16 protein-coding genes are annotated in these 20,273 nt (G+C 66.8%); 10 read left to right on the top strand and 6 right to left on the bottom strand.

All coding sequences use genetic code 11. The annotated features are described in order from the left end of the window. Positions 1-433: 433 nt before the first annotated feature. Positions 434-3,739, top strand: a complete 3,306-nt coding sequence (locus tag HV786_RS27480) for an autotransporter outer membrane beta-barrel domain-containing protein (protein ID WP_175211550.1) — start codon at positions 434-436, stop codon at positions 3,737-3,739. 500 nt (positions 3,740-4,239) lie between these two features. Next, a complete protein-coding gene (locus tag HV786_RS27485) occupies positions 4,240-7,623 on the top strand; it encodes an autotransporter outer membrane beta-barrel domain-containing protein (RefSeq protein WP_175211552.1) in 3,384 nt (1,127 codons plus the stop codon). Positions 7,624-7,738: 115 nt separating this feature from the next. On the opposite strand, the gene HV786_RS18990 is transcribed toward HV786_RS27485, so the two are convergent. Further along, on the bottom strand, positions 7,739-7,984 hold the full coding sequence (locus HV786_RS18990; protein WP_128827083.1) for a hypothetical protein: 246 nt from the start codon (positions 7,982-7,984) through the stop codon (positions 7,739-7,741). Between the two features lie 227 nt (positions 7,985-8,211). Here HV786_RS18990 and HV786_RS18995 point away from each other — a divergent pair, with 227 nt between their 5' ends. The 6 genes from HV786_RS18995 to HV786_RS19020 all read left to right on the top strand — a co-directional run bounded on the left by HV786_RS18995 (position 8,212) and on the right by HV786_RS19020 (position 14,153). Then, positions 8,212-9,336 carry a cupin domain-containing protein gene (locus HV786_RS18995; protein WP_128827082.1) on the top strand — a complete coding sequence of 375 codons (1,125 nt, stop codon included), beginning with the start codon at positions 8,212-8,214 and terminating at the stop codon, positions 9,334-9,336. A 66-nt stretch (positions 9,337-9,402) separates the two neighbouring features. After that, positions 9,403-10,314 (top strand): fumarylacetoacetate hydrolase family protein, encoded by a 912-nt coding sequence (locus HV786_RS19000; RefSeq protein WP_062840266.1) that lies wholly within the window; start codon positions 9,403-9,405, stop codon positions 10,312-10,314. Positions 10,315-10,325: 11 nt separating this feature from the next. Continuing rightward, entirely contained in the window at positions 10,326-11,081 is a 756-nt protein-coding gene (locus HV786_RS19005; RefSeq protein WP_175211554.1) for a GntR family transcriptional regulator, read from the top strand. Between the two features lie 27 nt (positions 11,082-11,108). Continuing rightward, positions 11,109-12,023, top strand: coding sequence for a LysR family transcriptional regulator (locus tag HV786_RS19010; RefSeq protein WP_056327576.1), 915 nt, complete (start codon positions 11,109-11,111; stop codon positions 12,021-12,023). 138 nt (positions 12,024-12,161) lie between these two features. Further along, positions 12,162-13,154, top strand: a complete 993-nt coding sequence (locus HV786_RS19015; protein ID WP_175211556.1) for a Bug family tripartite tricarboxylate transporter substrate binding protein — start codon at positions 12,162-12,164, stop codon at positions 13,152-13,154. A gap of 54 nt (positions 13,155-13,208) precedes the next feature. Then, positions 13,209-14,153, top strand: a complete 945-nt coding sequence (locus HV786_RS19020) for a M14 family metallopeptidase (protein ID WP_128827081.1) — start codon at positions 13,209-13,211, stop codon at positions 14,151-14,153. A 39-nt stretch (positions 14,154-14,192) separates the two neighbouring features. Here the strand turns inward: HV786_RS19020 and HV786_RS19025 are convergent, their stop codons facing one another. The 3 genes from HV786_RS19025 to HV786_RS19035 all read right to left on the bottom strand — a co-directional run bounded on the left by HV786_RS19025 (position 14,193) and on the right by HV786_RS19035 (position 17,353). Further along, positions 14,193-14,714 carry a lipocalin family protein gene (locus HV786_RS19025; protein WP_128827080.1) on the bottom strand — a complete coding sequence of 174 codons (522 nt, stop codon included), beginning with the start codon at positions 14,712-14,714 and terminating at the stop codon, positions 14,193-14,195. Positions 14,715-14,798: 84 nt separating this feature from the next. Continuing rightward, entirely contained in the window at positions 14,799-16,370 is a 1,572-nt protein-coding gene (gene gshA / locus HV786_RS19030) for a glutamate--cysteine ligase (RefSeq protein WP_128827079.1), read from the bottom strand. Between the two features lie 32 nt (positions 16,371-16,402). Next, entirely contained in the window at positions 16,403-17,353 is a 951-nt protein-coding gene (locus tag HV786_RS19035; protein ID WP_175211558.1) for an alpha/beta hydrolase, read from the bottom strand. A gap of 45 nt (positions 17,354-17,398) precedes the next feature. Between HV786_RS19035 and HV786_RS19040 the strand changes: the two genes are divergently transcribed. Then, positions 17,399-17,938 carry a hypothetical protein gene (locus HV786_RS19040; RefSeq protein WP_128827078.1) on the top strand — a complete coding sequence of 180 codons (540 nt, stop codon included), beginning with the start codon at positions 17,399-17,401 and terminating at the stop codon, positions 17,936-17,938. Here HV786_RS19040 and HV786_RS19045 read toward each other — a convergent pair. Continuing rightward, positions 17,928-18,131, bottom strand: coding sequence for a helix-turn-helix domain-containing protein (locus HV786_RS19045; protein WP_056327570.1), 204 nt, complete (start codon positions 18,129-18,131; stop codon positions 17,928-17,930). The two genes, HV786_RS19040 and HV786_RS19045, sit on opposite strands and share 11 nt — an antisense overlap. Positions 18,132-18,326: 195 nt before the next feature. Here HV786_RS19045 and HV786_RS19050 point away from each other — a divergent pair, with 195 nt between their 5' ends. Continuing rightward, positions 18,327-19,223, top strand: a complete 897-nt coding sequence (locus HV786_RS19050) for an AEC family transporter (RefSeq protein WP_175211560.1) — start codon at positions 18,327-18,329, stop codon at positions 19,221-19,223. Positions 19,224-19,253: 30 nt separating this feature from the next. On the opposite strand, the gene HV786_RS19055 is transcribed toward HV786_RS19050, so the two are convergent. Continuing rightward, complete coding sequence (locus HV786_RS19055) at positions 19,254-20,261, bottom strand: Ldh family oxidoreductase (protein WP_175211562.1); 1,008 nt, start codon at positions 20,259-20,261, stop codon at positions 19,254-19,256. Positions 20,262-20,273: the final 12 nt, after the last annotated feature.

The raw sequence follows: 20,273 nt of genomic DNA on the forward strand, positions 1-20,273 counted from the left end.
CATGAAGAGACCCGCCGGATCGCTGGCACGGTCTTGGAACATGCGCCATAGCGATCGTCTGATATTCCACGGCAACTGATTCTTGTGAAGACTGTCGCGCTTTCCGAGTAATCCTACTCTGGGTAAAGCCGGGACGCATGAAGAGAATCTGACACACCGACGACACGGGCTTTAACGCTTTTCAGCTCGCAGCCGTCGCTCGATGTGATTAACCGGATTACTCAAACGCGCGACCGGCGACCCCGGTGTTCCACGTTCCTGCGAGATCAAGATCACGATTCTGCCTGGAGCGTCCCCTGTGCTCCAGGTGCAATCGAACTCGTGAAGCCGCGCGTGAATCCACACCCAGGATGAACCAACGATGCACACGGATTCTTGCTTGGCGTTGCGACATGCGGACTCGATCTCGAATCGAATCGACAAGGCGCGCGGTATGGCGCTGAAGCTCTGTTTTGGCCTGTCTTTGATCTCTCTCGGCATGTCCCCGCATCCCGAGGCGCGTGCCTTGATCGTCGGCGAGGCGGGGGTGGGCGGCGTAGGCGGGGCTGCCAATGGGGGCAACGGCGGCGATGGCGGGGATGGTTTTGCCGCCTTGGATCTCACCACGTCGTATACGACCTATGACGACATTGAAGGCGCGCCGGGCGGCGGAGGCGGCGGTGGCGGGGGCGGCGGGCCGGGAAACTTTGACGGCGGCGGGGGTGGCGCGGGCGGGAACGGTGGGCACGGCATCGTGATCTCTGGCGACGGCGTGGTCCTGCATAACGACGGCTATTCGATCAGCGGCGGCAAGGGCGGTGGCGGCGGGGGCGGGGGTGGCGGTAGCTACAGTGAGGATGCGGTCAGCAACGGCGGTCGCGGTGGTGATGGCTCCGGAGGAGAAGGCGGCGGGGCGGGCGGTGGCGGCGGAGGCGGTGCGGATATCAATCCTGGCGGGATCGATGGAACGGGTTACGGCGGAAACGGCGGCAATGGGGGTGAAAATGGCACGCCAGGTGGCGGCGACGTCCCGGGGACTTCTTTGTATGCCGGTGGCGGAGGCGGTGGTGGCGGCACCTACACCAACGGTGGGTCGGCGGGCCAGGGGTTGTTCCAGAGCCAAAGTCCGGGTGTAGGCGGATCAGGCGGTATGGCTGGCGGTGAGTCCGGCGTCGACGGTGGCCGAGCAAATCCAGGAACGGCATTGGAAGGATGGGGTGGGGGCGGCGGAGGCGGCGGCGCGGCCGGTGGATCTGGCGGCAACGGCGGGCGAGGGTCTGGATTCGCCGGCGGGCCTTCTGGTGGCGCTGGCGGCAATAGCGGTCATGGTGTTCACGTCACCGGCGCCAACTCCGTGATCATCAATTCGGGCACGATCTCGCAGGGGCCGGCGAACCAGAACATCGCCATCAAGTATGCAGCCACCGCGCGCGATTCCACGCTGGTTTTGCAAGCCGGCAGCGAAATCATCGGTCTGATCGACGCCACGGAGTCCGGCGGCAAGAATACGCTGACGTTGGATGGCGGCGCGGCGCAGGCCTTTGATGTCAGTCTGATCGGGAGCGGCGCGCAGGCCCAATACCTGGGCTTCAATGCCTTCGAAAAGACCTCGGCAGGAACCTGGACGCTGACGGGTACGCCAAGCCTGGCGCTCATGCCCTGGACGCTGTCGGGCGGGTGGCTCGCGGTTGCCGATGACGCCAGCCTGGGCGACGCGACCGGGGCCCTCACTTTCAGCGGCGGCGGATTGCAGCTGGACGCCAACGTCTCCTCGCAGCGCGAGATGCAGTTCGTCGGTGACGGCGCGATCCGCACGGTGCACGGGACGGTCTCTGTGATGCAGGGCGCGATCACCGGATCGGGCATGCTGACCAAGACCGGTGCGGGCACGTGGATCATCGACAGCGACAATGCCTTCGCCGGCGCAACGCTGATCGACGACGGCGTGCTGCAACTGGGCGCGGGCCAGGCCGTCGGATCGTTGGGGACGGGCGCGATCGAGAACAACGCCGCCCTGGCGATAGACCGCGCCGACGCGGTCATCCTGTCCAATGCCATATCGGGTACTGGCGAGCTGTGGCAGGCCGGTTCGGGCACGACGACGCTGACCGGGCCGCTCACCTACACCGGCATCACGCGGGTGGACAACGGCACGCTGGTCATCGATGGCACGTCCTTGGGTCAGGCCGATCTCGCGGTTGCCCGGGTCGTTGGGGCGGGCGGTGCGAACCTCGGGCTGGCCAACGGCGCACGGCTCGACGGCTGGGTGGATGGACCGAATCTTTCGATCGACGCGACCAGCAAATGGAACATCCTGACCGATGCTTCCAACCCCGCTTCCAACCCCGCGCAAGCCAACAACCTCAGCACCGTCAACGCGCTTCGGCTTGAAGGCAGCGTCGCGTTTGCGCCGCCCGCCGAGTGGACCCACGAGGCCATCGGCCGCACGTTCACCGCCAACAATCTGGCGGGCGGCGGCGGTGAAGTGCAGATGCACATGATTCCAACCTCGGCCGGCACCGTGGATTACCTGACCTTGAACGCGGGGGCGACGGGGCTGACGAATCTGACGCTCAATACCGACAGCGGCTTCGGCGATCCGCTCCACGGAAACGGCTTTCTGGTGGTCAAGGCGGGCGCCGGCACGGACAACGCGTTTCAGCTGACGCCAGGCCAGGCTCCGCGGGGCGGGGCGTTCCGCTATGTGCTGTCGCATGGCGCGCAGGATGGCTCGCCGGCACTTGCCAACAACTGGTACTTGATCAGCGAGGTCCGCCCCGAGGTCTCCATTTACTCGCAGCTGGGCGGGCAAGCGCTGCGGCAGTCCGAGCTGGCGGTGGGCACCTTCAACGAGCGCATGGGCGCGACCGAAACGCTGTCCCGCAAGGTGTACCCGTATGCGTGGGCCAGAACGCTGGGCGGATGGGAGAACCGCGATGGCGCTTCGCGCGGCATTCTGCAGTCGCAAGTGGGAAGCCGCACGACGTTGGGCGGCCTGCAGGTGGGCACGGACCTCTTTGTGACCAACAAGGGCATCCGCCGCAACAGTCTGGGCGTGTTCGGCACCGCATTGGTTTCGCGCGCCGACGTGGATCATTACCGGGCCTCCACGCGTTCGACCATCAATGCCGGCCGCAGCGACCAGACGATGTATGGCTTGGGCGCGTATTACACGATCATGGATGGCAAGGGCGGGTACGTCGACGTCGTCACGCAGATCAGCCGCTATGGCGTGAAGACCCAATCGAGCGGCGCCGACGGCATGTCGATGCAGACGTCGGGCTGGGGCGCGGCGCTGTCGGCCGAAGCCGGCAAGGCGTTCGACATTGGCGATGCGTCCAGCGGGCTTCGACTCGAACCGCAAGCGCAGGTGATGGTCCAGCACGTCAAGCTGCGCGACGGCGATGACGACATTGGACAAGTGGCGTTGCCGGCATCGCGTGCACTGCATTCGCGCGTGAGCCTGAAACTGTCAAAAGCCTGGGGCGAGCAGGACGACGCGCGGAACCACGGCTGGCTGATGCTGAGTTACCGGCACACGCTGGGGGAGTCGTCCAGCGAATACCAGACGCTCACGCAAGGCGACATTGCCTTTGAAAACAAGTTGGACGGATCGCGCGTGGGGCTGTCGGCGGGTTACGACCGGCGGGCTGGCAAGAACACGTTCGTCAATGTGCAGTTGAACGCCGAGCAGGGATTGGGCGGGGCGTCGGGCCTGCGCGCGGTGGGAGGATCGTTGGGGATCAAGCACCTGTTCTAGCGTTAGCGGATCCGCTTCTTGCACGATCCATCCTGGAGCGGCCGACGTGCCGGCGTCGGCCGCTCCAGGATCAGTCGGATTCTACGAGGACCGTGGATGATTTTGGATGTGTGCGCGCCAACTGAGTAAACGTACTCTCGGCGAATCCGATGCGCATACGGAACACTGATCGCGCCGACGAGAGGGTTCCAGCAAGCGATCAAAAACCCGCAGTCCACGTCGCGCGATGTGATTAATCGGATTATTCAGCGCGCAGCCGGCAAGCCCGGTGTTCCACGTTCTTGAAACCTCAAGCAGATGATTTTGCCTGGCACGGCCCTACGCGCCAGGCGCAATCGAATTCGTGAAGCCGCGCGTGAATCCACACCCAGGATGAACCAACGATGCACACGGATTCTTGCTTGGCGTTGCGACATGCGGATTCGACTCGAAATCGAATCGACAAAGCGCGCGGTATCGCGCTCAAGCTTTGTTTTGGCCTGTCTTTGATCTCTCTGGGCGTGTCCCATCCCACCGCACACGCCTTGATCATCGGTGAGGCGGGGACGGGCGGCGTGGGCGGGGCTCCCAATGGCGGCAGGGGCGGGGACGGCGGGGATGGTATTACCGCCCTGGATATCACGACGTCCTATACGACCTATGACGACATCGAAGGGGCGCCGGGCGGCGGCGGTGGCGGCGGCGGAGGCGGTGGACGCGGCGGCGTCGTGGGCGGCGCGGGAGGCACGGGCGGCAATGGCGGGCACGGCATCGTGATCTCGGGCGACGGCGTGGTCTTGCATAACGACGGCTACTCGATCAGTGGCGGCAAGGGCGGCGGCGGCGGGGGCGGTGGCGGCGGCGCGTTTCATATGACCGTGTCCAGTAATGGCGGCCGCGGTGGTGACGGAAGGGGGGGCGCGGGCGGCGGCGCGGGCGGCGGGGGCGGCGGCGGCGCGGACGTCACCTTTGGCGGGGGGATTGGAGCGGGTTTTGGGGGAGATGGCGGCCACGGGGGCGTCAATGGTTCGCCCGGCGGCGGCAATCTTCAGAGCCCAGGCGCCAGCGAGTTTGCAGGGGGCGGCGGCGGAGGCGGTGGCACATACACCCATGGAGGAACGCCGGGCCAGGCGTTACGCGAAAGCCAGGTTCCGGGCGTGGGCGGCGAGGGCGGCATTGCCGGCGGCGAGCCCGGGGTGGACGGCGGCATCGCCAACCCTGAAGCGGCCGAAGCGCTGGCGCTGGGGTTGAGTCGGGAGGAAATAGATGCCGTTCTGGACGGTTACGGCGGCGGCGGCGGTGGTGGCGGCGCGGCGGGGGGATCGGGCGGCAACGGCGGGCCTGGCAGCTACAACGAGGGCGGCCCGGCGGGCGGCGCCGGCGGCAGGAGCGGTCACGGCGTCTACGTCACGGGCGCCAACTCCGTGATCATCAATACGGGAACGATATCGCACGGGCCGGAGAACCAGGACACCGCCATCAAATATGCCGCGACCGCCCGCGATTCCACCCTTGTGCTCAAAGGGCAGGGCGGCTGGGACAACCCGGACAGCCAGATCATTGGCCTGGTCGATGCCACGGAATCCGGCGGCAAGAATACGCTTGTCCTGGATGGCGGCTGGGACTCCCGTTTGGACGTCGAGAGCAACGCCTTTGATGTCCGTTTGATCGGAAACAGCGCGACCGGGTCGGCGCAGTATCTGGGCTTCAATGCCTTCGAGAAAACTTCTGCCGGGACGTGGAAGCTGACAGACTGGACCGACCCGGCGGTTCAGACGTCCTGGACCCTTTCGGGCGGGTGGCTCGCGATTGATCACGATAAAAGCCTGGGCAACCCGCAAGGCCTGCTCACCTTCAACGGCGGCGGGCTGCAAGTGGATAGCCACATGCAGATGTATCGCGACGTGCATTTCGCGGGAGACGGCGCGATCCGTACGGCAGGTCCCGATCTGCCTGCCGGGGTGCAGCCGGATCTGCATATGAGGGGGAATATCACGGGTTCGGGCACGCTCACCAAGACGGGCGCTGGCACCCTGTTCATCAGCGAAGACAACCATGCATTTTCCGGTCCCGTCGTGATTGAAGAGGGCGTGCTGCACCTTGGCATTGGCGGGCTTTACGACGGCGGATCCCTGGGCGCGAGCGCGATCGAGAACAACGCCGTCCTGGCGATATCTCAACGCGACGGTTGGTTCTCCAATGCCATATCGGGCACGGGGGAGCTGCATCAATTGGGCGGCACGACCACGCTGACCGGGCCGCTCTCCTATAGCGGCATGACGCGGGTGGACAATGGCACGCTGGTCATCAATGGCACGACCTTGGGTCAGGCCGATCTTGCGGTTGCCCGGGTCGTTGGGGCGGGCGATGCCGGCCTCGGACTGGCCAACGGCGCACGGCTCGACGGCTGGGTGGATGGACCGAATCTTTCCATCGACGCGACCAGCAAATGGAACGTCCTGACCGATGATTCCAACCCCGCTTCCAACCCCGCGCAAGCCAACAACCTCAGCACCGTCAACGAACTTCGGCTTGAGGGCAGCGTCGCGTTTGCGCCGCCCGTGGACTGGACCCACGATGAAATCGGCCGCACGTTCACCGCCAACAATCTGGTGGGCGGGGGCGGTGAAGTGCAGTTGCACATGCATGCCACCGCCACCGGCGCAGCGGATTACCTGACCTTGAACGCCGGGGCCACGGGGTTGACCAACCTGACGATCAACAACGACAGTGGGTTTGGCGATCCCTTCAGCGGCAACGGCTTTCTGGTCGTCAGGGCCGGCGCCAGCACGGACAATGCGTTCCAGCAAACGCCCGGACAAGCCCCGCGGGCCGGCGCGTTTCACTATGTGCTGACGCATGGCGCGCAGGATGGCTCGCCGGAACTTGCCAACAACTGGTACTTGATCAGCGAGGTCCGCCCCGAGGTCTCGCTTTATTCGCAGCTGGGCGGCCAAGCCCTGCGGCAGTCCGAATTGGCGGTGGGCACCTTCAACGAACGCATGGGCGCGACTGAAACACTGGCCCGTAAGGTCTACCCCTACGTCTGGGCCAGAACGCTGGGGGGCTGGGAAGACCGCGATGGCGCTTCGCGCGGCATCCTGCAGTCGCAAGTGGTAAGCCGCACGACGCTGGGTGGCCTGCAGGTGGGCACGGACCTGTTGGTGACCAGCAAGGGCATCCGGCGCGACAGCCTGGGCGTGTTCGGCACCGCATTGGTTTCGCGCGCCGACGTGGATCATTACCGGGCCTCCACGCGTTCGACCATCAATGCCGGCCGCAGCGACCAGACGATGTATGGCCTGGGCGCGTATTACACGATCATGGATGGCAATGGCGGGTATGCCGACTTCGTCACGCAGATAAGCCGGTACGGCGTGAAAACCCAATCGAGCGGCGCGGATGGCATGTCGATGCAGACGTCGGGGTGGGGCGCGGCGCTCTCGGCCGAAGCCGGCAAGGCGTTTGATATTGGCGATGCGTCCAGCGGGCTTCGACTCGAGCCGCAGGCGCAGGTGATGGTTCAGCACGTCAAGCTGCGCGACGGTGATGATGACATTGGCCAAGTGGCATTGCCGGCATCGCATGCGCTGCATACACGCGTGAGCCTGAAGCTGTCGAAGGCCTGGGGCGGGCAGGACGACACGCGGAACCACGGCTGGCTGATGCTGAGTTACCGGCACACGCTGGGGGAATCGTCCAGCGAATACCAGACGCTGACGCAAGGCGACATTGCGTTTGAGAACAAACTGGACGGATCGCGCGTGGGGCTGTCGGCGGGTTACGACCGGCGGGCGGGCAAGAACACCTTCGTCAATGTGCAGCTGAACGCCGAGCAGGGATTGGGCGGTGCGTCGGGGTTGCGCGCGGTCGGTGGCTCGATGGGGATCAAGTATCTGTTCTAGCGCTCGCAGATCAGGATTCTGCGGATGACCGAACCCACAGAGGCGCGCTGGCAAGGCGCCCCAAGCCATTGAATCGCCCGCCCCGCATGCACGCGGGGCGGGCGATTTGCGTTGGCTAGTCGTCCAGTGCAGGCACGGTGCCGATCTGCATCAGGATGCGCGGCGATTCCATGTCGCCGGTTTCCTTGTCGATCATCACTTCGTAGGCGGCAACGCCTGCAAATTTGGAAGCCATGGAATTCGCGATGCGGATGGCTCCGAATTCGCTGCTGGCCGGACGGATTTCCCCGGGGGCGACGCCATTGGCGGCGGCGCGATAGGGAACGACGATGTACTGAACGAGATGAGCAGCTTCTGACACAGGAATTCTCCCCTGGACGACAGTTTTTCGGGCGAGCGAAATGTATCACGTCGCACTGTGTTTTTGTACAGTATTTTTGCGCAGGTCGTCCATATATTTTCACGGGGCTGCGTGCCGGCCTTGCCAACATTGCAGGAAAACCCCTAGCGCCTGCCCATTGCCCGCCCTTCATGGCACGCTTAGTATTTTCGAAAATCCTCGGCGTTTTATAAAACCAGGGGCACGACATGGAAGCGAACCGCTACGACGCTTACCGCGAGGACACCGCGGGCCGCGCCAATGTGGCCGACTCGCCGGAGCGGGTGGCCTACTACCAGGAACTGGCGCGGCTTGAGACGGGCGCGCTGTGGACGGTGGCGAACAAGATCGAGCCGTGGGCGCCGCGGTCGGCGTCGGTGCCCGTGGTCTGGCGGTACCGGGACCTGCGCGGCCATGTGTTGCGCTCCGCCGAGCTGGTGTCCCCCGAAGAGGCGGGCCGGCGCGTGATCTACCTGAACAACCCGGGCCGGCAGGACGTTGCCGCAGCGGTGGGCTGGCTGTATTCCGGATTGCAGGTGATGAAGCCGGGCGAGCTGGCCAGCGCACACGCGCACACGCATTCGGCGCTGCGCTTCATCATGGAAGGACAAGGCGCGTACACGGTGGTGGACGGCCACAAGATGACGCTGGGCGCGAACGATTTCGTGCTGACGCCCAACGGCACGTGGCACGAGCATGGCGTGGCCGAGGACGGCACGACCTGCATCTGGCAGGACGGCCTGGACATTCCGCTGGTCAATGCGCTGGAAGCTGGTTTCTATGCCGTGCATCCCGACCTGAATCAGACGGTGACGCACCCGGTGGACGACACCAGCGGCGCGTGGGGCGGCGTGGCGCTGCGGCCGCAGGTGTCCGGGTGGACCAAGCCCTATTCCCCGCTCTTCAAGTACGAATGGGAGCCTACGTATGAGGCTCTGCGCCGCTATGCGCGCACCGCGCCGGGCAGTCCGTACGATGGCATCCTGCTGGAGTACGTGAATCCGGCAACGGGCGGCGCGGTCATGCCCACCATCGGCGCCAGCATGCAGTTGCTGCGCCCGGGCGAACACACCCAGGCGCACCGGCACACCGGCAGCTTTATCTACCAGGTGGCCAAGGGCAGCGGGTTTTCCGTGATCGACGGCAAGCGTTACGACTGGACCGAACGAGACATCTTCTGCGTGCCCTCCTGGGCCGTTCACGAACACGCGAACCTGTCGTTCAACGATGACGCGTGCCTTTTCTGTTTCAACGACCTGCCCGTCATGCGCGCGCTTGCGCTGTACCGCGAGGAAGCGGTGCAGGACAACGGCGGTCATCAACAGCTGATCTAGTTTTGAACGCATAACGCCGCGCCGCACCGGCCGGTTCCACCACCCTTTGACCTTCTGGAGTTCCCGATGCGCCTCGTGACCTTTCGCGCTCATCCCACCGCCGCCGCCCGCCTGGGCGCGCTTGTCGAGGGCTATGTCGTCGACCTGTTCCTGCTGGGCCAGGAAGGCGGGGTGGACCTGCCCGGCGACATGCTGGAATTCATCGACCTGGGGCCGGTGGCGGTCGCGCAGGCGACGCGCCTGTTGGACACGTTTCGCGGCAACTGGCCGGTGGGCACGGCCCTGCCGCAGGAGAACGTGAAGCTGCTGGCGCCCATCCCGCGTCCGCGCAAGAACATCTTCGGCATCGGGCTGAACTATGTGGAGCATGTGGCCGAATCCAGCCGCACGCTGGACACGTCGGCCGACCTGCCCAAGCAGCCGGTGATCTTTTCCAAGCCGCCCACCACGGTGATTGGGCCGGGCGATGCCATCGAGCACAACGCCAGGATCACGCAGCAACTGGACTGGGAAGTGGAACTGGCCGTCATCATCGGGCGGCGCGCGTCGCGCGTGGCCGAGGCCGACGCGCTGTCTTACGTGTTTGGCTACAGCGTGATGCTGGACATGAGCGCGCGCGATTGCCGCCGGGCAGGGCAGTGGATCTATTCCAAGGGACAGGACACGTACGCGCCGTTCGGCCCGTGCATCGTCACCGCCGACGAAATCCCCGATCCGCAGGTGCTGGATTTGTGGCTGACGGTCAATGGCGAAAAGAAGCAAGGATCGAACACGCGCCACATGCTGTTCAAGGTGCCGTTCTTGATTTCCGACATCAGCGCCGGCATCACGTTGGAGCCGGGCGACATCATCGCCACCGGCACGCCGGAGGGCGTGGGGGCCGGGCGCAAGCCGCAGGAATTCCTGTGGCCGGGCGACGTGGTCGTGGCCTGCGTGGAAGGCATCGGCACGCTGCGCCATCCGGTGGTGGCCGTCTAGGAGCACGACGCTTGAAACCCAGAATCAAGGCCCCGCGCGAGGATGCGGCCGCCGACGGCGGCGCCGGGGTCGAAGACATCACGCTGTCCGAACACATCTACCGGCAGTTGCGCCGCGACATCATGCGCGGCGCGTTTGCGCCGGGCCAGTCGCTGCGGCTGGAACTGCTGCGCCAGCGCTACGGCGGCAGTTTTTCGCCGATCCGCGAGGCGCTGAACCGGTTGCGCAGCGAGCGCATGGTGCTTACCACCACGTCGCGCGGCTTTCGGATCGCGCCGCTGTCCGTGGAAGAAATGCGCGATGCTTGCGAAACCCGCATCCTGATCGATTGCGATGCGCTGCGGCGGTCGCTGGCCAACGCCGACGACGCCTGGGAGGCACGGCTGGTGGGGGCGTTTCATGCGCTGTCGCTGGCGGCCCGGCGGGCGGACGCCGCGCCCGGCCTGGACCCGGATCGCGAGGACGCGCTGGAGGCCCGGCATCAGGAGTTTCATCAGGCGCTCATCGGCGCCTGCCGCTCGCCCTGGCTGCTGGACCTGTCCGCGCAGCTATACGCGCAGACGGAACGCTATCGCCGGCCGGCGCGCGCCCAGGCCGTGGCGTACGGCCATGAACGCGACGTCGACGACGAGCACCGCGCGCTGCTAGATGCCGCGGTGGCGCGCGATGCCGGCCGCGCGGCCGCGCTGCTGGCCGCGCACTACCGCGAGACGGCACAGGTCATCGAGCGCATCCTTACCCTGCCCGAGGGACAAGCCGCGGCCTAGCGTCGTGATGCCGTAAGCTTGTCGTCCATGGCAGACCTGAAACTCCTGGAAGACCTGATCGCGCTGGCGCAGACCGGCAGCTTCGTGCGCGCCGCGGAACTGCGCCACGTCACGCATCCCGCCTTCGGCCGGCGCATCCGCGCCCTGGAGGCGTGGGCTGGCACCCCGCTGGTGGAACGCCAGCGACTGCCGGTGACGCTGACGCCCGAAGGCGAGACGCTGCTGAAAACCGCCACGCAGGTGGTCGAGCAGATGGGACTGGTCCGCCATCGCATCCGCAGTTCCGGCGCGGGCGGCGAGGCCGTGCTGCGGATCGCCACGGGGCGTAGCCTGGCGCGCACGCTGGTGGCCGACTGGATTGCCCGGCTGCGGCACCGCGCGCCCCGTGTGCTGACCGACGGCACGCAGGTGGAGCTGTCCACCGGCAAGGCACAGGACCTGGTGGTCAGGCTGGAGCAGGGCAAGGTGGACCTCCTGTGCTGCTACGAGCACCCGGCGCTGTCCGTGCCGCTCAGCCCGTCGCGCTACCGCTACATGACGCTGGCGACCGACAAGCTGGTGCCGGTCAGCCAGATGGACGCCCGCGGCCGGCCGCGCTATCAGCTGCAGGTGGGCGGCGCGCCCGTGCCGCTGATCACCTATACCGGCGGTCTGGCGATGGAGCGCATCGTGGGAGACCGGCTGGAGGCCACGCCGTACGCGCTGACGCCCTTCGTGCGCAGCGATTCGCTGGACGCGGCGCATGGCGCCGTCGCCAAGGGCGTGGGAGTGGCGTGGCTGCCCTGGTCCATGGTGGCGGCGGATTGCCGCCGCGGCGCATTGGCCGAGCTGGGCGGGCGTAGCGACGAGATCGCCTTCGAGGTCCGCCTGTACCGCCCACGCGCCCGGCTGACCGACCTGGCCGAAGCCGCCTGGGAAGCGACGGCCAGCCGCAAGGCCTGATTGCTGGGCCTCAAACCGGATTAGCACAACGATGTGCCGCTTTGGCACGGTATGTCCCTGGGCCGCGCTTGAAAATAGCCCCCGAAACTCAAAAGAGGCGGCTCCGCCGTCCACCCACAGCACCCCAGGGAGAAATTCATGAAGTCCATCTTGCATCCGCTGCGCGCAGCGCTAGTCTCGTTGTGCGCCGCCTCGGCCCTTGCCGCGGCACCCGCCGCCAGCGCGGCCGACTATCCGGCCCGCAGCATTTCGCTGATCGTCGGTTATCCCGCAGGCGGCAGCCTGGACCTGACCGCGCGCCTGCTGGGCGAAGAACTGGGCAAGCGCCTGGGCCAGACGGTCGTGGTCGAGAACGTCGGCGGCGCCGGCGGCACCATCGGCGCGCAGCGCGTGGCCCGCGCCGCGCCGGACGGCTACACCATCTTTTTGGGCTCCACCAACGAAATGGTGATCGCCCGCATGATCAACACCGCGGTCAAGTACGACAGCGCCAAGGACTTCACGGCGCTGGGCATCGTGGCCTCGCAGCCGATGCTGCTGGCCGCCAGCAAGAACTCCGGCGTGAAGACCGCCGCCGAATACCTGGAAAAGCTCAAGGGCGCCGCGCCCGGCACGTTCAATTACGGTTCTTCGGGCGTGGGCACGACGCTGCACCTGGCGGGCGAGATGATCAACCAGGCCACCGCCACCCGCGCCGAACACGTGCCTTACCGCGGCGTGTCGCCGCTGGTCACGGACCTGATGAGCGGCCAGCTGGATTTCGGCATGCTGGTGCTGTCCTCGGGCCTGCCGCAGGTCCGCAGCGGCAACATCGTCGCGCTGGGCCTGACCGAGAACAAGCGTTCGCCCGCAGCGCCCGAGATCGCGCCGCTGGCCGCCACCAAGGGTTTCGAGTCCGTCGACATCAACCTGTGGTTTGCGCTGTACGGCCCGGCAGGCCTGCCCGAGCCGGTCGTGACCAAGCTGCGCGCTGCCCTGGATGAATCGCTGAAGTCCGACACCTTCCGCGCCAAGATGCAGGACGCGGGCGGCGAAGTCGCCAAGCCGGGCGTGGATCCGGTGGCCTTCCAGGCGGAAGAAACCAAGAAGTACGCCGCGCTGGTCAAGGCCGCCAAGATCGAGGCGCAATAACGCCGCACGGCACATCACGACATCGAAAGACCCTCGCAGCACACGGATATCACCATGCAATTCAAGCTTCCCGTTCCCGACATCGCCGCCGAGCGCGCAGGCAATACCGACACGCCCGGCGTGTGGCACTTTGATTCGGGCGTTCCGGGACGGGCGCTCATGGTGAGCGCGCTGGTGCATGGCAACGAGCTGTGCGGCGCCTGGGCGCTGAAGGACCTGCTGGCGTCGGGCCTGCGGCCGCGCCGCGGCAGCCTGACGCTGGCCTTCTGCAATCTGGATGCGTTCGACCGCTTTGATGCGGCGAATCACGATGCCTCGCGATTCGTGCAGGAAGACATGAACCGCGTCTGGAGCGCCGAGCGCCTGGACAATCCCACCACGCCCGACCGCCAGCGCGGCGCGGCGCTGCGTCCGTGGGTGCGGCGCGCCGACTGGCTGCTGGATCTGCATTCGATGCACGAGCCGGGAGCGCCGCTGCTGTTGACGGGGGTGTTGCCGCGCAATATCGCGCTGGCCCGCCGCCTGAAGGCGCCGCAGCACGTGATCGTGGATGCTGGCCACAAGGACGGCGTGCGCATGCGCGACTTCGAGCACTTCGGCGATCCGGCCCGGGAAGACGCCTGCGCGCTGCTGATCGAATGCGGCTTTCATGGCGACCTGTCTTCGCGCGATGTGGCGCGCGACATGGTGGCGCGGATGCTGGTGGAGTCGGGCGTGGCGGATCGGTCCGACCTGCCCGAAGGCTGGCTGCTGCCGGACCCGGCGCAGCAGCGCGTGCTGGAGGTGACGGACGCCGTGGTGGCGCCGTCCATGAACGTGCGTTTTGCGGGCCCCTGGTCGGGACTGGAAACGTTCGAGAAGGCCGGATCGCCTATCGGCTGGGCTGACGAGCAGCCGATTGTCACGCCCTACGACAACTGCACGCTGATCATGCCGTCGCTGCGGCAGTTGAAGCCCGGCGTGACGGTGGTCAGGCTGGCCCGCGATTACGCGGGCTGAGCGGACCGCATACTTCCGCGGTCTTTACTTCCTGGGGCTTTACTTCTGCGGCGTGTAGCGCAGCTCGTCGAGCTGGTAGCCTTGCGCCGTGGCGGCGGCCAACGCCTTGTCCAGTTCTTCCTTGGGCAGTTGCGGCGAGCGCGACAGGATCCACAGGTACTTGCGGTCGGGCGTGCCGACGACAGCCCAGCGGTACTCCGGATCCAGGCCGATCACCCAATAGTCGCCCTTGAACGGCTTGAAGAACGAGACTTCGAGCTTGGCGTTGTTGCTGCCTTCGACCACAGTGGCCGTGCCCGAGGCCGAATCGATATCCCCGTCCTTGGTGCGGCAGCGGTTGTTCACGCCGATCGTGCCGTCCGGATGCGCGGTGTATTCCGCCGTGGTGTCTCCCACGCAATTGCGCTGGAAGAACATGGGGAAGTTGGCAATTTCGTACCACATCCCGACGTAGCGTTTCAGGTCTACGGATTCCACGGTCTGCATGGGGGGCGGCGCGGCGTGGGCAATGCCCGCCACACTGGCCGCCAGGGCCAGCAGGAATGTTGCGGTGCGGCGCATGAAGAAAACCTCCTGATGTGACTGGTAAGGCTGGCGCCGGCCGCCGTATGGCGCGCGGCGCAACCCGAGCCCTAACGATACGCCTTATTTGCGCGGCGCTTTCAGCGCGGCGTGATAGCGCGCGACGTAGGTGTCGAAATCTTCAGTGTCCGACTGCTCCAGCCTTAGCTGTTCGGCGGAGGACTGCGCCGCGGCTTGCTCGTAGGCCGCGGCCACGTCGGCCGGCAGCGGTTCGGCGCGCAGGGCATCGGCCTGCTTGCGGCTCAGCGCCAGCGAGTAATCGTGGAACGAAAGACCGCTGTCCTTCAGGTCGGCCAGCAGGCGCGCGGACGGCGTGGTGTCCGGCTGATCGAGCTTGGCGCGTTGCGCGGCCAGCGCGTCGGCATACGCGGTGCCGCCCAGCGCGCTGTCGTACAGCGCGGCGTACGGCGCGATCTGGTCGAGCAGCTCGTGGCCCCATTGCGCAAGGCCGATCGACTGGCCTTCGCGGTCCAGCATGAGGCCGGGCTTGCGGCCTTCCTTGACGACCACCGAGAAGTTGTCGGCGCTGCGCTGACAGTAGCCATTGGCAGGGAAGAAGGGGCTGTCGGAGGCGGTGCAGAACAGGAGAAAGGCGTCGACGAAGCGCGCGGTGGCCGCGTCGATGCCCACCGGCGAATACGGGTCGATGTCCAGGCAGCGCACTTCGACGTATTGCACGCCGCGCTCGGCCAGCGCGGTGATGGGGCGCTCGCAGCGGCCGGTGGAGCGCTTGGGACGGATGCTGGAGTAGTACTCGTTTTCGATCTGCAGCACGTTGGTGTTGAGCTGGATCCATTCACCGTTGCGATGCGTGCCGATCTTTTGGTATTCGGGCCAGGGCTGCGTCACGGCGCCGTACAGGCGGCCAAGGAAGGTGTCCAGGTCGTTGTAGCAGAGCTTGAGCTGCGACTGCGCCTTGTTCTGGTAACCCAGGTCGCTCATGCGCAGGCTGGTGGCGTAGGGCAGGTACAGCGTGTGGTCGCCCAGCTTTTCCAGCTGATGGTCCTGGCCTTGCAGGAAATCGCTGGCCAGCGCCGGGGCCGAGCCGAACAGGTACATCAGCAGCCACGAATAGCGCGTGAAGTTGCGGATCAGGCCGATGTAGCCGCGCGAGCGGCGGTCCTGCGCGGAGCCGGGCTGCGTGTCCAGCACGGACCACAGGTCTTCGGGCAGCGAGAAGTTGTAGTGCACGCCGGCGATGCACTGCATCGTCTTGCCGTAGCGTTCGGCAAGACCACGGCGGTACACGTGCTTGAGCATGCCGGTGTTGGACGTGCCGTACCAGGCGATGGGGATGTCAGGCTCCGGCGGCAGCGTGGCCGGCATGGACTGGTTCCAGATCAGCTCGTGGTCCAGCACGCCGTAGACGTGGCGGTGCGTATCGGCAAGCTCGGCCAGCAACGCGTCCACGTCCTGGTGCGTGCCCGTGATGAGTTCGAGCAGCGATTCGGAATAATCGGTGGTGACGTGTTCGTTGGTCAGCGCCGAGCCCAGCCCGGCGGGGTGCGGCGTGCGGGCCAGGATGCCCTGTTCGTCCACGCGCAGGCCTTCTTTCTCGATGCCCCGCAGGGTCTGGGTCAGCAGCGAGCGGTTGGCCTCTAGGCGGGCGAGGCGGTTGGCGGCAGTATCGGTCACGGATTGTTCTCGTTGGGGGCTGTCGCCGGATTTTACGGGGTGCTGGCCTCCTGTGCTTCGGGAACCAGTACTGGGGACAGGGACAATGTCTGGGCGGTGCGCGCCAGCCATTCGTCCAGGTCAGCATAGACCGGATCGGCAATGGGGGCGGCTTCGTTGAAGATCTCGTGCCAGGCCGTGTCGTACCAGCGCAGGGTAAGGAGTTCGGCGGGCGCCCGCTGGGCAAATTGGCGGCTGCCTTCGGCCGCCACGATGGCATCGTCGCCCGCCACCATCAGCAGGGTGCGGCAGGGCAGCAGACTGGCCTCGCGCAGGGCTTGCTGGCCGGCTTCGTCGACAAAGCGCGCCAGGCGGCCGGTCATGCGGCGCCGCACCAGGGGATCGGCGCGGTAGGCCTTCACCACGGCCCGGTCGTGCGAGATGCGGGCGGGCGCCAGGCCGTGCGGCACGCGCAGGTCGGGGGCGTGCAGGGACATCCATGTGAGGGTGCGGCGCACCCACAGCGGCACGTTGACGGCAAAGGGCGGCGAACTGAGCACCAGTCCGTCCAGGTCGGCCAGGCGGCGCTGCGCGATGCGCACGGCGACCAGGGCGCCCAGGCTGTGGCCCAGCAGGATGGGCGGGCGCCCGCAGAGCTGTGTCCAGGCGCGCAGCCGGTCGACGGCATCGGTGACCAGGTCTTCCTGGTCGCGCAGGGTGGCGGCATGTCCGCCCGATCGGCCATGCCCGCGGTGGTCGTGCGCGCCCACGTCCCAGCCGCGGGCGGTCAGCCAGCGCGCCAGCCGGTCGTAGCGCCCGGCGTGCTCGCTCAAACCGTGCAGCAGGTAGATGCTGGGGCGGGCCATCCCGGGGCGGGCCAACCCGGGGCGGGCCCCGGCGTGCTCCAACCCGGCGATCGGGGGCGGCACGTTGGGGGCGGCGGGCCAGGAATAATTGGCGAGCGGGGTGCCGTCGGGCGCGGGGGCCATGGAAATCGGCGACAATTTCTGAATTCCTCGAAATGACTGGACCCTGTGGGTTCTCGGGTAATGACGATTTCATCGCTGTTTCGTTTCATGTTCAAGAAAGCGGGCGTTTTTTTGGCGCTGGCGCTGGCGTTGACGGCTTGCTCGCCCAGTTACAACTGGCGCGAGATGGATGTGGCCGATGGCCATGTCCGCGCGGCGTTTCCTGCCCGGGTCTCGACCGAAACGCGCGATCTGAAGCTCGACACGCACGCCTTGCAGTTCACGCTGGCCAGCGCGACCGTTGGCGAAGCCGTGTTCGCCGTGGGATCGGCGCCCCTGCCGCCGGAGATCGCGGCCAGCCCCGCCGCCCGGCAGGCGCTGGGCATGGCCCTGATGCGATCGCTCTACACCAACATGCAGGCCCCGCCGCCCTCGGAATGGCCGCCGTACGGCGAGACGATCGAGGTGCGCGGCAAGGCGGTGGGCAAGCCCGGATGGCTGCAGGCCAAGGTGTGGGTGACCGACACCATGCTGATCGAGGCCGTGGCCGCCGGCACCGAGGAAAGCCTGCCCGCCGAGCGTGCGCGCGAATTCCTGCGGTCCGTCGTCATCAAGCCTTGAACTCGAGCAGCCCCAGCCGCAGCGCCGCCACCACGGCAGCGCGCCGGCCCCGCACGCCAAGCCGGTTGCACGCGTTGCGCAGGTGGAAATTCACCGTGCTTTCGCTGACGCCCAATATGCGGGAGGTTTCCCAGCTTGTCTTGCCCGCGGCCGACCATTTCAGGCAGGCGGCCTGCCTGTCGGACAGATGCAAGGCGGCGCTTCGGACTGGGCTGCGATCGGCGCAACGCGATGAGTGGGCAAGACTGCGCATCGGTGTGGCGGACATGGCGGCGAGGACGGGGTGGCCCTTTTGTGAACAATGCGCCCATGCTGCTGCGGCCACCCCAGCAGCGGCAAGCAATGATGCCGTGACGCATCAATCTTTTTATCTCTGACGGAATAGTCCATGTTGGCCATCGCGCAGTTCTACCTGTCAGCCATTGTGCTGATGCTGCCCCTGCTTTCCTGCGTGGGAATCGGGCTTTTCTGGGGCAAGCGCGATCTTCCCTTCGGCGGCAACTTCATCACCACGCTGGTGACGTCCGTCACCACGCCCGCGCTGGTGTTTCATACCTTCGTCACCACCCATCTGGACGACCGGGCGCTGGCCGACGTGGCCGCCGCAACGCTGATCGCCCTGCTGCTGTGCGCGCTGATCAGCGCGGCGCTGCTCAAGGCCTGGAAGCTGCCCGTGCTGAGCCTGCTGCCCACGGCGTTCCTGCCCAATGCCGGCAACCTGGGGCTGCCCATTTCGCAACTGGCCTTCGGCGATGCGGGGCTGTCGGTCGCGGTGGCGTTCTTTGCCGTGAATTCCTTTGTGATGCACACGATCGCGGTGCGCATGCTGCCGGGCGTGAACACCAAGGGAAGCTGGAAGAGTCCGATCCTGCTGGCCTCCGTGGTGGCCGTGGCGCTGCGCCTGCTAAACATTCCGGTGCCCGCGTGGATCATCGAGACGGCGCGCATGCTGGGCGCGGTGACCGTGCCGCTGATGCTGTTGAGCCTGGGCCATGCGCTGGCGCTCATTCCGTCGAACGGCGTGCGCGACGGCGCCAAGGTCGCCGCGATCCGGCTGGTGGTGGGGCTGGCGACGGGGCTGGCGGTGGTGTGGGCGCTGAACCTGGAGCCGGTGCTGGCCGGCGCGCTGACGCTGCAGATGGCCATGCCGTGCGCGGTGGTCAGCTACATGTACGCGCGGCGCTACACGCCGCTGGGCGACACCGCGGCGGGCGCGGTGCTGGTGTCCACCGTGGTGTTTCTGCTGCTGGCGCCGCTGATGCTGTGGTTTACCCACGGGCATTAAGCACGGGCATCAGGGCGCCCCGGCGACGGGTCAGCCCACGCCGGCCAGCGTGCGCAATTGCGTCATCAGCGCGTCGGGCAAATCCAGTCCGTGCTTGACGGCCTCGTCGCGCAGCTTGCGGCGGCGCTCGCCCGGCAGGCGCACGTCCTCGTCTTCAAGCATCGCATCGACCAGCGTTTCCACGCGTTCCAGGTATACGTCGTTGCCCGCCAACGCATTGGGGTCGATCGCCATGAACGCCTGTCCCAGCCGCGCCGGGCCGCCTTCGTCCACGAAGAACGACTCGTTCTCGTAGCCGAAGCGCGCGCCGGTCAGCGCGCAGGCCATGAGTTCCACGATGAGGGCCAGCATCGCGCCCTTGACGCCGCCCGCGGGCAGCATGCTGCCGGCAAGGCCCGCCTTCGGATCGGTGGTCGGTTGGCCGTCCGCGTCCAGCGCCCAGCCCAGCGGGATCGGCTGGTTGTCGCGCGCCGCGATCATGAGCTTGCCGCGCGCCACCTGCGACAGCGACAGGTCGATGACCAGCCGCGCGCCGCCCCGGCGCGGGAAGATCGCCGCGATGGGGTTGGTGCCGAACAGCGGGCGCTTGCCGCCCCACGCGGGCATGGCGGCGGGCGAATTGCTGAGCGCCAGCCCCACCATGCCGGCGTCGGCCAGGGCTTCCAGGTGGTAAGCGGCCTCGCCGAAATGATGGCTGTTGGCCACGCCGACGAACGCCACGCCATGGTCGCGGGCGCGCACGGTGGCCTGCTCGACTGCCATGCCGCAAGCGGGGAAGGCCAGGCCCGAGCCGGCATCGATCAGCGCCGTGCCGCCGCGTTCGTTCAGGATGCGCGGCACGGCCGAGCCGATGGCGCGGCCGGTGCGCAGGTGGCCGGCGTAGAACGGCACGCGCGACAGGCCGTGGGAGCTGAGCCCCTGGCTTTCCGCGAAGACCAGCGCGCGGGCGGTGCTGTCCGCCATGACCGGGTTGGCGCCGGCGGCGGCAAGACCCGCCGCGGCCAGGTGTTGAAGTTCGTCCAGATAGATGTGAGCCATATCCTTCCTGTC

The sequence above is a fragment of the Achromobacter mucicolens genome (assembly GCF_902859725.1).
Taxonomy (GTDB): Bacteria; Pseudomonadota; Gammaproteobacteria; order Burkholderiales; family Burkholderiaceae_B; genus Achromobacter; species Achromobacter mucicolens.